General features: G+C 42.8%; 9 protein-coding genes. All 9 read left to right on the top strand.

The features are described 5' to 3' along the window. Positions 1-5: 5 nt before the first annotated feature. The 9 genes from AACH28_RS09185 (at position 6) to AACH28_RS09145 (ending at position 14,981) form a co-directional block, all read left to right on the top strand. Positions 6-1,688, top strand: coding sequence for a RagB/SusD family nutrient uptake outer membrane protein (locus AACH28_RS09185; protein WP_341832761.1), 1,683 nt, complete (start codon positions 6-8; stop codon positions 1,686-1,688). A 43-nt stretch (positions 1,689-1,731) separates the two neighbouring features. Continuing rightward, a complete protein-coding gene (locus tag AACH28_RS09180) occupies positions 1,732-2,844 on the top strand; it encodes a hypothetical protein (RefSeq protein WP_341832760.1) in 1,113 nt (370 codons plus the stop codon). 75 nt (positions 2,845-2,919) lie between these two features. Then, on the top strand, positions 2,920-4,524 hold the full coding sequence (locus tag AACH28_RS09175; RefSeq protein ID WP_341832759.1) for a glycoside hydrolase family 32 protein: 1,605 nt from the start codon (positions 2,920-2,922) through the stop codon (positions 4,522-4,524). Positions 4,525-4,590: 66 nt separating this feature from the next. Further along, positions 4,591-6,099: a glycoside hydrolase family 32 protein gene (locus AACH28_RS09170; RefSeq protein ID WP_341832758.1), complete on the top strand. Its 1,509-nt coding sequence runs from the start codon at positions 4,591-4,593 to the stop codon at positions 6,097-6,099. 427 nt (positions 6,100-6,526) lie between these two features. Next, positions 6,527-7,375, top strand: a complete 849-nt coding sequence (locus AACH28_RS09165; protein ID WP_341832757.1) for an SGNH/GDSL hydrolase family protein — start codon at positions 6,527-6,529, stop codon at positions 7,373-7,375. Between the two features lie 53 nt (positions 7,376-7,428). Next, positions 7,429-9,270 (top strand): alpha-L-fucosidase, encoded by a 1,842-nt coding sequence (locus AACH28_RS09160; protein ID WP_286727908.1) that lies wholly within the window; start codon positions 7,429-7,431, stop codon positions 9,268-9,270. 109 nt (positions 9,271-9,379) lie between these two features. Beyond that, positions 9,380-10,663: a Gfo/Idh/MocA family oxidoreductase gene (locus AACH28_RS09155; RefSeq protein ID WP_341832756.1), complete on the top strand. Its 1,284-nt coding sequence runs from the start codon at positions 9,380-9,382 to the stop codon at positions 10,661-10,663. Between the two features lie 527 nt (positions 10,664-11,190). After that, the gene (locus AACH28_RS09150; RefSeq protein WP_341832755.1) at positions 11,191-12,201 is read left to right on the top strand and encodes a LacI family DNA-binding transcriptional regulator; all 1,011 of its coding nucleotides are present in this window, start codon (positions 11,191-11,193) and stop codon (positions 12,199-12,201) included. Between the two features lie 194 nt (positions 12,202-12,395). Further along, the gene (locus AACH28_RS09145) at positions 12,396-14,981 is read left to right on the top strand and encodes an alpha-amylase family glycosyl hydrolase (RefSeq protein ID WP_341832754.1); all 2,586 of its coding nucleotides are present in this window, start codon (positions 12,396-12,398) and stop codon (positions 14,979-14,981) included. The last annotated feature ends 15 nt before the right edge of the window (positions 14,982-14,996 follow it).

The following is a 14,996-nucleotide window of genomic DNA, read 5'->3' as shown; positions in this document are numbered from 1 at the left end:
TACGGATGAAAAAAATAACCACTAAAATAGCGATATTCATGGTTCTTGCTGGACTACTTCCAGGATGCACCAAATTTTTAGATCAAACACCCAATGGTGTACTAAGCTCCGATCAGGTTAAGGAGCCTGAACGATTATTGACAGCTACCTATGCGGCATTGGGTAACGATCATTATGATGTCCCTTTTAGCTTATGGCCCTATGGTACGGTTCGGTCGGACGATGCTTATAAAGGCGGATCGGGACCACAGGATATCCAGACCTTTCATTTTCTTGAGGTCTCAAATAACATTACAACCAATTTCGCGGAGTTGGATAAGTTATGGTTTCAGTTGTACGTTGCGATTTCGCGTGCCAATACAACAATCAAGACCATACAGGAAATGGACAATTTCGACGGGAAGGAAGAAAAACTGGGTGAAGCACGCTTTCTTCGGGGGCATTTTTACTTTATGCTCAAGATCCTTTTCAAATATGTACCTTATATCGATGAAAACGTACCGGTAGACAGCTATGAAACCGTATCGAATAGAGCCCTAAGCAACGATGCATTATGGCAAAAGATTGTAGCGGATTTTCAGTATGCGGTAGATCATCTTCCTGCTGTGCAAACGGAGGTCGGTCGGGCCAATCGTATCGCCGCTGCCGCTTATCTCGCCAAAGCTTACCTGTATAAGGGATACCGTCAGGACAATGCCGAACGTAATATGGTGACGGGTATCGATGCGGGAGATTTGGAAAAGGTTGTACAAAATACGGATATTGTGCTTTCATCGAACCATACGTTGGAAACCGACTTTGCATTTAACTTCTTGCCGGGCAAATATGAAAATGGAACAGAGGCGCTGTTTTCAGTTCAGTTTTCAAAAGATGACGGGACAAAATTTGGGCGTGTTAACTTTTCTGATCTGCTATCCGTACCTATGGGTGTGGGCTGTTGTGATTTCAATAAACCGAGTCAAAGCCTTGTCAATGCGTTTCGCACAACGGGTAAAGGTCTACCACTGGATAATTATAATGCGTTGAATAGCTTTAATACCTCCGAGAAGTATGATCCGAGGTTATTCCATACAGTTGCAATCCCGGGCTTACCGTACAAGTATAGTAGCAAAAGAACATACGAAGAAAGCTGGAATCGTAATCCGGCAGAGTATGCTGTTTATGCATCGTTAAAAGAAAATGTTGATCCCGACTGTGATTGTTTTGTCCCTATGGTTCCCTTCTATGCCAATACAAAAAATCGAATTGTATTGCGCTTTGCCGATGTGCTGTTGATGCGGGCAGAGGCGCTTATCGAGCTGCATCGTTCGGCTGAAGCACTGCCATTGATCAATCAAGTGCGTACGCGGGCAAAAAATAGCACCTCACTTACGGGTTATGCAAATGATAAAACGCTGATCGAAACCTACAAAAATGGTGATAATATTGTGTGGACCGAAGATAATGCCCGGAAGGCGTTACGTTGGGAAAGACGTTTGGAGCTTGCGATGGAAAATGGAAGATTCTTTGATCTGGTACGTTGGGGAATTGCAGACCAGGCCATGAATGCCTATTATGATGTAGAAAAGTCACGTCGATCTTATTATTCCTCGGCACATTTTACAGCAGATAGGAATGAATATCTACCGATTCCCGAAGCACAGATCAGATTAAGTAAATATCTGTACAAACAAAATCCAGGCTATTAAATAGGCATTTATTGTTGAACGATTAGTATAACCAATTATTCCAATGAACACATTAAACAATTATATAAAAGTAGGGGTTACTATCCTACTTATCGGGCTTTTCGCGGCCTGCAAGCGTGATGCTGAGAGTACACTCAATTTGAGTGCAGATGTAGATATACTTTCTTTCAAGGTCGGCAATACCATTGGGAAAGTAGATCAGGCAAAAGGTACCATTCTTGTCATGGTTCCTGAAGGTACAGATCTTTCGGCGGTGGCTCCGACAATTGAATTGCCCAGCAATGCAAAGGTTGCTCCAGCTTCAGGCATCGCCCAGAATTTTTCATTTTCTGGCACAACACCGATTACTTACCGCGTTTTTAATGGTAATCTATTTAATACCTACCAAGTAACCGTCAAAGAAATCAAAGCAGAAATAACGGCATTCCGCATCGGAGAAAAATCAGGGATCATTGATCAGAAAAATAAAAGCATTAAAATTTACCTACCCCTGGGGACAGACCTAAAGAACCTATCACCTGCGTTAGAATTTACAGCCGGAGCAAGCATAACGCCCAATCAGAGTGGGCCCGTAGATTTAAGTTCTCCCATAAAATACAGCCTTGCGTATATGGGGCAAACTTTCCAATACACGGTAACTGCCCTATTGGGTACAGAACCCAAACAAATTTTTATGATTTATAATGGTGAAACCAGCGTTCCACATTTCGAGGGGTTAGGGGTGACTACGGTAGATTCACCTTATCCCAATCCGAAAACCACTGGAATTAATGCAACACCCTTCTGTGCGTCTTTTGTACGGGACAATAAAACTGGTGAAGGCTGGCACGGTGGAGCGCTCTGGAATGCAAATAAAGTGACGATCAATCCGGCAGAATATGGCCGTTTTTCCATTATGATATTGAAGGATGTAGCGGGAGATGTACAATTGGAGATTCAATCGGATGGTGAACAGCAAAAAGATTGGTTGCGTGCTAATTATGCAAAGGAGCACGTTGGGGAGTGGCAAGAATTGGTTTTTCAGATTCCTGCCGGAAGAAAAGCGATCATTAACAATATACTGGTGATGCCACATGAGCATCCTAATGGACAGCCCGTGGCATTTCCTACCCAACGGATGTACTGGGACGAATTGAAGGCATTACCTAAAGAGTAATCGAATACAAACAAAACAAGTTATTATAAAAGCAAAAATGATAGCTAATCAGGGATTAATAGAAAGATTTAAATCATGAGACCAAAAATGTATTTGCTTCCGACAGTATTCTTGCTCAGCTTGTTGACAAGTTGCAAGAATAGCGACGAGCGTTCGACAGTGGTAGATAAGCCCATAACAATACAACCTGTGGACAGTTCTACGGCATGTATTTCGGGGCAGGAGGCGGGCCCCTATCAAAGGTTTTACAGACCCCAGCAGGGGTTTGTGGGCGATCCCATGCCTTACTACAATGCCAACGATAACAAGTTCTACTTGTTTTATCTGTATGAAAATGCCAACAGGCATCCGATTTATAGTACGCGGACAAGTGACTATGGAACATTTGAGGGCTATACCGAAGTCTTGTCGTCGGGTGCCGTGGGGAGTCAGGATGAATGGATCGGAACAGGAAGTTTTATTAAAAAAGGAACATTGTATTACTGTTTCTATACGGGGCATAACAATGTTTTTACGCCTGCGGAAAAGATTATGTTGGCTACGTCAACTGATTTAATGAATTGGACCAGGCAACCAGCAATGGCGCTGCAGGCTGCAGCTGGCTATGATCAAAATAATTTTCGTGATCCACAGGTTTATTGGGATGAAGGCCGCAATGCCTACGTCATGTTAGTCACGACACGAAAAGACGGAAAAGGAATCCTTGCACGTTATCAGTCAACCGATTTAAGCAGTTGGTCGATGATTGAACCGCTCGTTGCGACGACAGGGACAGTGGAAAAATATGGCATCGAAACAGATGCTGAACTATTGGAATGCCCGGATCTATTTAAAATGGGCAATAAGTGGTATCTGTTGTTTTCGCGGATCAACCGGGATGAACATCGCAAGACATTTTATCGTATTGCGGATTCTCCGGATGGTCCCTGGATGATCTGTCGGGATGCCGAAGGACATCATGAAACCTTTGATGGACTTTATCTCTATGCTGGCAAGACGGCTAGCGACGGTACGACACGTTATCTTTCGGGATGGTGTTCAACCGGGCAAACAGTAAATAATAACAACGAACTGCCCTGGGCTGGAAATTTAATTTCACACCAGTTGGTTCAGGGAGCTTCAGGACGTTTATATCCTAAAATTCCGGAAGCCCTAAACAGTAAATTCAATAAGGAAGTCGCCTTTGAAAAACTGAGCAATGTTGGTCAAGTTTCCGAATCGAATAAAACCTATAGTTTGACAGCGCAATCGGGCGGAAGAAGTTATGCACAATTTAACCGGAATACTTCATCTGTTAAAATGACAATGACCATTGATGCTTCTCAATCCAGCAAATTTGGTTTTTCATTTGGTGCATGTAATGATCCGACCGAAGTGTATAGCATTGCTTTTGATCTGACTTCATCCAATCGTTGGAACATGCCAGCACTGTTTATGAACAAGGAGGCACGCGATGGTGGCGGAAGCAAAACAGAACTCAATTTTACGCCACTTACAGTACCGACCAACCGGATTTTTAACGTGAAAATTATTATCGAAAAATCGATTGGTATCGTATATGTGAATGATCGTGTTGCTTTTACCAACCGGATCTATAAAATGGATCAAAACCCTTGGACTATTTTCGCGGATCAAGGAACAGTACAAGTGAATGGGTTGAAAATCGAAAAATCTTCCTGACAATTGAGACGATATTTGCCTATTGAAGCGAACAATAACCTAATTAGAAATGTAAATAAAAGAAAAATGATAAGATTAAAGAAATACGGTGTTTTGATGCTCCTGCTAAGTGTTTTTGGTACAAGTCTGGCACAGACTGGACAGCATAAACAAGGAGATCCCGAAGAGAAGTATCGCCCACTTTACCATTTTACCCCACAGCAGGGCTGGATGAACGATCCCAATGGACTGGTTTATCTGGACGGTAATTACCATCTTTTTTTTCAGCATAATCCCGAAAAACCCATTTGGGGACCTATGCATTGGGGCCATGCGATCAGTAAAGATTTAATCCATTGGGACGAGCAGAAGATCGCATTGTACCCCGATAGTTTGGGGACTATTTTCTCTGGAAGTGCTGTAATCGATAAAGATAACACGGCAGGTTTTGGAAAAGGTGCTATGGTCGCCATTTTTACCCATCACAATCATCAGGAAGAGGATCGAAAAACAGGATTGCATCAAAATCAAAGTTTGGCTTATAGTTTGGACAAGGGCCTTACCTGGACAAAGTATAAAGGCAATCCGGTACTGCCAAACCCTGGTATATGGGATTTCAGAGATCCAAAGGTGATGTGGCATGTGCATAGCCAGCGTTGGATTATGACCTTGGCTACAAAAGATTGTATTACTTTCTATTCTTCCAAAGATTTGAAAACATGGCAGAAGGAAAGTGAGTTTGGCAAAGAGCTGGGTGCCCATGGCGGTGTCTGGGAATGCCCTGATCTAATCCCCATGGATTACAAAGGAGCTACAAAATGGGTTTTGCTGGTGAGCATCAATCCAGGTGGACCCAACGGTGGCTCGGTGACACAATATTTTGTGGGTGACTTTGATGGGCATCAGTTCCGAACAGCGGATACTAAAATAAAATGGTTGGATTGGGGACCCGATAACTATGCCGGAGTAACCTGGAGTAACCTAAGGGATAGGCACCTGATGATTGGCTGGATGAGCAACTGGCAATATGCCAATGTGGTTCCTACCACAAAATGGCGTTCTTCCTCAACCATACCTCGTGTTTTATCTTTAGGAAAAGTTGGACAGTCGTTCTACGTTGCGAGTACTGTTCCCAAAGAAATTGAAACCGCATTTCGTCCGCTAAAAAAATACCATGGCGGTGGAACGAAGGAAGTTTCGTTCGAGCAACATCTCCCACAAGCGTACCGTTTGGACCTTAAAGATTTGAAGCAGCAGGCTTTTAAAGTCATCTTATCGAATGAATCTGGTGACGAATTGGTTATTGGTTATCGTGAAGACCAAAATGCCTATTATATCGATCGTTCTAAGTCCGGTGAAGTGTCTTTTAATGGAGAATTTCCAAAGACAGCGTTGGCACAAAGGCTGCTAAATAAGGGGGCACTTTCTTTCAGTTTGTATGTTGATGTGAGCTCTGTGGAACTTTTTGCAGACGAGGGGCTAACGGTAATGACTGGTTTATTTTTTCCAAAAACGCCAATAACCAAGCTGCGTATCGTGGGCGATAAAAAGTTGGAGTTTAAAGAACTGAGTATCTCCAAATTCAATATGCAATAAGACTTAATTGCTTAAGAATATAAGCCTGTCCGACTTGGTTGGACAGGCTTTTTTTTGCCCTTTGGACAGCCCTTTTGTTATCAACAAGAGTTCTTAACTAACTAATAGAAGATGTAAATGTAACAATCTTCTGTCTTTCAGTAATTTAATTTGAATTCATGTGCTTATTGATTAATTTAATGACCAAAATAATCAATTATGGACAGCGCTCAATAGTTATCTAATAAGTCTTTTGCGCATATTGGTATCAACCTAAACCAATGAGATATGTAAGGTTTGGTACTTGTCCAACTGATCCAATATTACACAATGTTAAATTTATCATTTCGTAGAAACGAACTTCGTTTTTTTGTATTGCTATTGTGCTTAGGCCTTTTGTCTAGGCAAGTAAAGGGGCAAAGTCATGTTAAGGACTTTAGTTTGAGTGATGGACAAAAAGTGCTTTTTTTTAGGCAATAGTATTACTTACGCGGGGCAATATGTCGCCATGACCGAAAGTCTATTCCTGAGCAGTCACCCGAAAAGGAAACCTCAGTTTATTAATTCGGGGTTACCAAGTGAGACCGTTTCTGGACTCAGTGAACCGAATCATGCCGATGGAAAATTTCCACGCCCCTGTCTATTTGATCGACTGGACAATGTGCTTGATAAAATCAAACCTGAAGTGGTTTTCGTCTGTTATGGCATGAATGACGGCATTTACCTCCCTTTTGATGCTATCCGTTTTGAAGCCTATAAAAATGGAATTATCCGTCTGCACAAACGTTTGGTCGATCAGGGCGTCAAACGCATCCTATGGATGACACCTCCAGTACATGATGATCCGCAGCTTCGGCTCAATGGCTACAATAAAGTATTAGATCGCTATGCCGAATGGCTTATCGACTATGCCAAAATGCAGTCCTGGGAAGTCATAGATCTGCATTTTCCCATGCGTCGCTACTTGGAAGCTAGAATCGAGAAAGATGCTCAGTTTAAGCTGGCCGCGGATGGAGTACACCCTGGAGAGTTGGGGCATTGGCTAATGGTTAAGGAAATAGTACAGTACCTCATGCCTGATTTCCCGATTGAAAGCACATGGGATGACAATTTGAACAGTCAGCCAAAACTTCGCCAGTTATATACGCTTGTTTTGCAAAGGCAGACGATGATGAAAGACGCATGGCTAACCTATACAGGTCATAAACGACCTGGACTATCCAAGGGAATTCCAATAGAAGATACAAGCAAAGCATATGATGCTATTCAAGATGAAATTCAAGCGTTGGGTTTCTGATCGGTGATAGCTTGTAATCCGAATAAATGAACTTTTATGTATAAATCTATATCATGATGAAAATCAATTTTTTTAAGTGGAAGTGTGCAGCAGCAGTGGGAATGTTGCTGTGCATGACCGATGTTGCTATTTCACAGACCAAATCGCCACCGTATGAAGGTGTTGCAGGTTGGCAGGAGACGCAAGATAAACGTATGGAATGGTTTAAAGAGGCCCGTTTTGGACTGTTTATCCATTGGGGATTGTACAGTGCAGCAGGTGGTTCTTTTGAAGGGAAACAATATCCACAGCATTATGCCGAATGGATACAAACCTGGGGGAAAATTCCCAGTAAGCACTATGCTGGGGTACTGAAACCAAAATTTACTTTAGGTTCTTTTGATCCACAATCCTGGGCACGCCTTGCAAAAAAAACTGGAATGAAGTATATGGTGCTGACTTCTCGACACCACGAAGGCTTTAGCCTGTTCAATAGCCAACAGCCTTATGCCTTGAAAAATGATGTTACGGGTACGGCAAATTTATCGCCGAAAGGAAGAGATCTTTACCGCGAAATTATGGATGCTTTCCGTCAGGAGGGAATGAAAGTAGGAGCTTATTATTCGCTCCTGGATTGGCAACATCCCGATTCTTATGAGGCCTTTCAGCTGAACCCGAATGTGGATAAGCATCAGCCAGATCATGAACGTTACAAAGCCTATCTCTATGGCCAAATTAAAGAACTTGCACAAAATTACGGGCGGCTGGACATGCTGTGGCCCGATTTCAGCAGTAAACAGCAGGAGGGAGAAGCCTGGGGCACAAAGCATATCTTGACAGATCTGATCAAATGGCAGCCCAATATTATTATCAATAATCGATTTTGGAACGGACTCGAAAATAAGAACGGTGATATCGGAACTCCCGAAAAATATATTCCACCAACAGGTTTGCCGGGCATGTACTGGGAGGTAAGCCATACTATGAATGAAAGTTATGGCTATAGCGCCCATGATCAAAATTGGAAAAGTTTTCCCAAGATCATGCAATTATTTGTGGAAACGGTGAGTAAAGGGGGCAATTTCCTGTTAAATGTTGGACCCGATGGTGACGGAGCCATTCCTGAACCTGCGGTGCGGATTATGGAGCAAATCGGGGATTGGATGAAGGTCAATGGCGAATCTATTTACGGTACCACCGCGAGCCCTTTTCAGGCCTTGGATTGGGGGTATTGTACCCAAAAAAATGGGAAGCTGTATCTGCATGTTTTTGATCGTCCGGCCGATGGAAAAATAAATCTGCCCATCAAAAATAAAGTGACGGCTGTCTACGCCCTAGCTTCACCTACAATGAAGTTAAAATCCACTTTAGAAAACGGAAGACCAGCAATTCCTGTTGATATCTTCGACAGTAAGAAGGGACCGAAGGTTATTGTGGTCGAAATCCAGGGAAAACCAATTGTTGAGGAAAGCCTGACCCAAACACAGGCAGATGGACGCATCGTGATGAACGCAAATAATGCAAAATTACAGGAAGGAAAGGGATTAAAAATTATTGGTGCACATACCCATGATCCAAACCGCCCGAACGCCATTGGTCAATGGAAAGACCTTGCGGATAAAGTTTTTTGGGATATCAAAATTCAAAAACCAGGGAAGTATCGTGTGCTCGTCAATTATCTGGCGAATAGCAATCAGCACGGAAAAATTGTACTCTCGATACTCGGACAGCAGCTCCCATGGACATTCGTAGCTGAAAAGGAAGCTAAATTTAAGGAGGTGGCTATGGGGAACATTGAGGTATCCCAGCAAGTAATTGGTGAGCCTAGTACCAAGGTGATTTTGCAGGCTACAGCCATCGAAGGTGATACTTTGCCAGAGATTGCTTCGATTACTTTGGTGCCGATTCAAGAATAAACTTTTTAGAAGAAAAACTGAACAAATCATCCATACATAAACCATTTTGCCGTCAAGGACTGAGGAAGTACCAATAAAGACGAGCAGAAAAATAAACTATCCATAAAGAATGAAAAGAAGAGAATTTATAGCCAAGGGAATTGTATCCTCTTTGGCTTTTACAATTGTCCCGCGCGTTGTGTTGGGAGGCAATGGATTTCTTGCGCCAAGTGATCGTATCAATCTTGGATTTATTGGTGTCGGAAAACAATCCTATACCTTGATGAATGGCCTCAATCGCTGCAAGGAAATTGCAAGTCTGGCTGCCTGTGATGTAGACCGTAATAAGTTGGCAGCATTTATTGCTGCGACAACGAAAAAACAAACGGAATTGTCAAAAGCACAGACCGACATCAAGGCCTATCATCATTATCGGGAACTATTGGATCGGAAAGATATTGATGCTGTTGTCATTGCTACACCCGATCATTGGCATGCGCAGATTGCAGTTGATGCGGCTAAAGCTGGCAAAGATATTTATTGTGAGAAACCCCTTGCATTGACCATTGCCGAAGGTCGTGCCATGGTCGATGCAACCCGAAAATATAAACGTGTATTTCAGACGGGTAGCATGCAGCGTTCTTCCTATAATTTTAGACAGGCAGCAGAACTGGTTCTCAATGGCTATATCGGCAAAATCGAGGAAATCAATGTTTCTGTGGGCGAACCGGTCAAACAATGTGACCTTCCCTCCATGCCAGCCCCCGATTATCTCGATTGGGATATGTGGGTAGGACCTTCACCATATCGGGGTTATAATCCGATATTAAGCCCACCTTTAGAGGACGATAAATGGGCTTGGTGGCGTGGTTACCGCGATTTTGGTGGCGGTTACATCACCGATTGGGGTGCACATATGTTTGACATCGTGCAATGGGCCTTGGGTATGGATGAATCGGGCCCTGTTCAGTTTAATCCACCCAAGGAGGCCAACAGCAATAGCGGGCTCTCGTTTAGCTATGCCAATGGCGTTCGCGTAAACCATGTGCAGTGGGGAGTACATAATGCGATCCAATTTATCGGTGAAAAAGGTAAGATTGAAGTAAGCCGGGAATTTATCCGATCGAACCCGGAAAATTTGGCAAATCTTAAACTGACTGCTTCTGATCGTCGTTTGTATTATAGTGATAATCACTATCAGGACTGCGTTGATGCGATCAAAAAAAGAAGTAAGCCTATCTGTGATGTTGAAATAGGTCACCGGACGAGCTCAGTGTGCAATGCCATCAATATTGCGTATGAACTTCAAAAGGATTTAAAATGGAATCCACAAAAAGAACAGTTCGACAATGACTATGCTAATCTCATGCGCAGTCGCCCTTATCGCGGGGAATGGGATTTTAGAAAGTTCTAATAAAGAAAATGGGCGATTAATTGTAGACAGGCTTAGCAAAATACGCTAAGCCTGTTAAGCACCTGCTCACAATTTTTTGATCAAATAGTGGGGAAAGATTCGTACCTGCTTCGTACCTTATTCGGATGGGATACAGATATTGTACAGGTGCTGAACAGATATTGACCAGACCCTGAACAGGAATTACTTGGTCAACTTTCGATCAATAGCCGTAGCAAGACTCTCCACATCCGAAGGTGGTACGAACACAATACGAAGACAACCCGAAGACAGCATTAGCGCTGTAGACACAAAAGGCCATATAAAACAAGTTTTTCTGTTAACAGAAAGCGGATGAAAGCAAGCATATTGGAATGATCTTTTACAGGATTTGATCACTAGATCGCTTTTCTTATCGGGAGATAAAAAAAACATGGCCTGCTGATTTAAAACAAAGAGGACAAAAAGAAAATTTGCTATTCTGGACAGATAATTGCTTTATTTGTATCCAACAATTATTACATTCGAACAGCAAAGGGAATCTTGATATGTCGCAATTAACAATAGTAGATCTGGCCAAAAAACTCGGCTTGTCAAAATCGACCGTTTCCCGTGCATTTCGGGATAACGTGGACATTAATCCAGCGACAAAAGCTCGGATTTTGGCTATGGCCGAAGAAATCGGTTTTTCGCCAAATGTTTATGCGAGTAGTCTAAAGGCAAATAAAAGTCTGACCATTGCGATTATTATTCCCGAATTTGGCAATAAGTTTTTCTCGCAAGCCATCAAAGGAATTGAGGCTGTGGCGCGCTCCAAGGGTTATCATACCTTAATTTATGTGACGGATCATCAGGTGCAAAATGAAGCCTCAATCGTACGTTCACTGGCCAATGGACGAGTGGATGGCGTTATCATTTCGGCTTCGGGTGAGGGTAAAGACCATTCGCATTTACAACTTTTGGCAGAGCGCGGCATTCCGGTCATGTTTTTTGACCGTGCTTATGACGATTGGAAGGGGGGCTACATTACGGGTAATGACTTTGATTCGGCTTACCTGGCAACCAAACACCTGATCGATAATGCCTGTAAACGGATCGCTTATCTTGCAATCAATCCGAATGTCTCCATTGGTAAGGTGCGTAAAGATGGCTACGAAAAGGCGCTGCAGGAAGTGGGAATTCCGATCAGACCAGCGCTTATTTTGGATACGGTGAATGATGCTGATCAGAATATGAAAGATATTGCCGACTTGATCGAGCAGCAGAAACCCGATGCCATATTTGCTTCGGTAGAGCGTCTTGCTATTTCGAGTATACGGGTTGCCAAGCAGCTTGCAATTCGGATTCCTGAAGATCTTAAAATCATTTGTTTTTCTTGTTTGGATATCGCCGATCTGATTGACCCGGCACTGAGCGTAGTGAAACAACCAGCTTATGAAATGGGCCAATTAGTAACAAAATACCTATTGGATAAGATGGAAGACCCTGAAAATAGTAAGTTTGCTAATTCGGTTTACCTTGATTCCCAGCTTATTTTTCAAAAATCTAGCCTGAAATAAGAAAAAAATATTTGTTTTTTGTAATCCCATTATTTAGCTTTGAATACTTTCGGGAACATTCCCGAAAGTATTTAAATAATCAATTTGTATAAAATATTGGATAGGGAAATCCAGCAAATCGCCACAAGCGATTTCTTTTTACCTTGATTTCGGGAACGTTCCCAATTTCAGATTCCAAGTAAAGCTAATTATCGATGGGGAAGCATATCTCTCGTTTAATAGGGTATCTCTGGGTGATTGTCCTATTATCATCATGTGCAAATAAGAAAGATATCGTGGATGTCGAGCAACCTCCTGTTATTGAACAGCAGGGTTCTGGTTTGCTCAATCTTTCCGCCCCATTTATTTATTGGGATCAGGAAATCACCTTGCAATTTGATCTTTCGAAAGGAAATGCGGCTCTAAAAGGTAGCACTACCGACCTTTACCTACACGCCGGATTGATTCCTGTCAATGGGGGCAGCTGGCAACATGTAGCAACAGATTGGTCAAAGAATGACAATGCTTATAAACTTAAATTTGTTTCTGCTGGTTTATATTCATTCACATTTACCCCCTCCAAATTTTTTAACCTGACTAATGGCGGAGAATTTGGTCAGATGGCACTTTTAGTCCGCAATGGAGATGGGTCGCTGGTCCAACGAAACAAAAATAATTCAGATCTATTTCTTCCTCTTGTAACGAGCAATACACAGGCCATTCGTTTTGTTTCGCCTACGCTGCAACCCACAGATCCAATTACCCTGGAACAGATGTACACTGTTGGAGATAATCTGAAGCTAAAAGTACAGGCAACGCAGTCCGGGAAAATCAGTATCTGGGATAATGGTTTATTGCTTGCTGAATCTTCTGCGGTACCGTCATTAGAAAAATCGCTCAGCCTACAGAGCAATGGCCTGCACGAGCTTGAAGCACGTCTTGAGGCTGGGGGCAAAATATATTTCAGTAAAGCACAGTTATTTGTGCAATCAAAACCTACCATTGCCGCACTCCCGATCGGCATCAATCCAAACGGAACAACCATAAACAGAGAAAAAGGAGAGGTCAGTTTTGCGCTCACAGCACCATTAAAAACGAGTGTGTATGTCTTGGGCGATTTTAATAACTATAAAGCGTTACCGGCCTATGCGATGAGCCAGACACCAGATGGCAAAACCTGGTGGGTTACCGTATCGAATCTGGATTTCTCTAAAAAACAGACTTATCAGTTTTTGGTGGACGGTCAGCTGAATATCGCAGACCCCTATGCTGAGCTGATTCTTGATCCGCAAAACGATGCCGTACTCGGACTGACCGCGGCGGCTGTACCCGCTTATCCCGCTGCTGCGCAGGGAGTGGTTGGCGTATTGGATCTCCCAGCCAAGTCTTACTCATGGAAAACCACGCTATTTAATAAGCCAGCTCAAGGTGATTTAGTTATTTACGAACTCTTGGTCCGTGATTTTGTCAAACAACATCAATATACCACATTGAAAGACTCTTTGTCTTATTTAAAAAGGCTGGGTGTAAATGCGGTAGAGCTTATGCCTGTACAGGAATCGGAGGGGAATTCGACCTGGGGTTATAATCCTTCTTTCCACCGCGCTTTGGATAAATATTACGGCTTAAAAAACGACTTGAAAGCCTACGTAGATGCTTGTCATGAAAATGGTATTGCCGTGATTTTGGATGTTGTTTTTAATCATGCTTTTGGTCAGTCCCCGCTAGTACAGCTTTATTTTGAGCAGGGCAACGTTGCGAGCAATAGTCCTTGGTTCAATACAGTAGCCAAGCATCCGTTCAATGTTGGCTTTGACTTTAACCACGAAAGTAGCTATACACAGACTTTTGTTAAGGATGTTTTGACCTATTGGATGCAGGAGTACAAGATTGATGGGTTCCGATTTGACTTGTCTAAAGGGTTTACACAGAAAAATTCGGGTACCTCAGAAAGTGATTTAAGTGCATGGAATGCTTACGATGCGTCACGTGTGGCTATCTTGAAGCAATACCAGCAGCATATTCGCAGCATCGATCCCTCGTGTTATATTATTCTCGAACATCTTGGCGGAGATCAGGAAGAGGCCGAACTTGCGCAATCGGGGATGTTGCTATGGAACAACATGAATGCGGTCTTCAATGAGGCGGCAATGGGCTGGAATGCCAACAACGGCTCGGATTTAGGCAGATTATTCCCTTCGGGCCATGGCATGACACAACCTTCGTTTGTGTCTTATATGGAAAGCCATGACGAACAGCGGCTGCTGTTCAAATGCCTGAATTACGGCAATTCATCAGGTAGCTATAACGTCAAGAACCTCAGTACGGCATTAAAACGTATGGAACAGGCCGCCGTGTTTTTATTGGCTTCGCCTGGACCTAAGATGATCTGGCAGTTTGGTGAATACGGTTATGATGTATCTATCGATGAAAATGGGCGCACAGGCGAAAAACCATTGTTGTGGAGCTATCTACAACAAAATGATCGCAAAAAGCTCTTTGAGACCTATGCCAAACTTACACGTTTCAAAACCAAAAATAGCATTTTCCAAAACGGGACGATTATCACATCGGCTATGAAAGATGCCGTTAAATATTTTGTTCTCGAAAAGGAGGGACAACAAGTAGGGGTACTTGGCAATTTTGGGGTAGAAAGTGTGGACTTTGCCTTGCCGGCAGCGTTGCAGGGGCAGTGGGTCGATAATTTTACGGGAAAAGAGCTCAATTGGTCAGGCCAGTCAAAATTGAGTCTCCTACCTGGGCAGTACCAATTAATAAGCAAAACAAAACTAAATAAATAAATAAACAGTTATTTT

The organism is Sphingobacterium thalpophilum (assembly GCF_038396785.1).
Classification (GTDB): domain Bacteria; phylum Bacteroidota; class Bacteroidia; order Sphingobacteriales; family Sphingobacteriaceae; genus Sphingobacterium; species Sphingobacterium thalpophilum_A.
Note: the sequence above shows the minus strand (reverse complement) of the source record. Positions and strands in the feature narration are given on the sequence as shown.

What these genes read in the sequence shown, in the direction of transcription:
- AACH28_RS09155 (WP_341832756.1), top strand. Translation starts at nt 9,380, where the DNA reads ATGAAAAGAAGAGAATTTATAGCCAAGGGAATTGTATCCTCTTTGGCT.
- AACH28_RS09145 (WP_341832754.1), top strand. Translation starts at nt 12,396, where the DNA reads ATGGGGAAGCATATCTCTCGTTTAATAGGGTATCTCTGGGTGATTGTC.
- AACH28_RS09160 (WP_286727908.1), top strand. Translation starts at nt 7,429, where the DNA reads ATGATGAAAATCAATTTTTTTAAGTGGAAGTGTGCAGCAGCAGTGGGA.
- AACH28_RS09185 (WP_341832761.1), top strand. Translation starts at nt 6, where the DNA reads ATGAAAAAAATAACCACTAAAATAGCGATATTCATGGTTCTTGCTGGA.
- AACH28_RS09180 (WP_341832760.1), top strand. Translation starts at nt 1,732, where the DNA reads ATGAACACATTAAACAATTATATAAAAGTAGGGGTTACTATCCTACTT.
- AACH28_RS09150 (WP_341832755.1), top strand. Translation starts at nt 11,191, where the DNA reads ATGTCGCAATTAACAATAGTAGATCTGGCCAAAAAACTCGGCTTGTCA.
- AACH28_RS09170 (WP_341832758.1), top strand. Translation starts at nt 4,591, where the DNA reads ATGATAAGATTAAAGAAATACGGTGTTTTGATGCTCCTGCTAAGTGTT.
- AACH28_RS09175 (WP_341832759.1), top strand. Translation starts at nt 2,920, where the DNA reads ATGAGACCAAAAATGTATTTGCTTCCGACAGTATTCTTGCTCAGCTTG.
- AACH28_RS09165 (WP_341832757.1), top strand. Translation starts at nt 6,527, where the DNA reads ATGGACAAAAAGTGCTTTTTTTTAGGCAATAGTATTACTTACGCGGGG.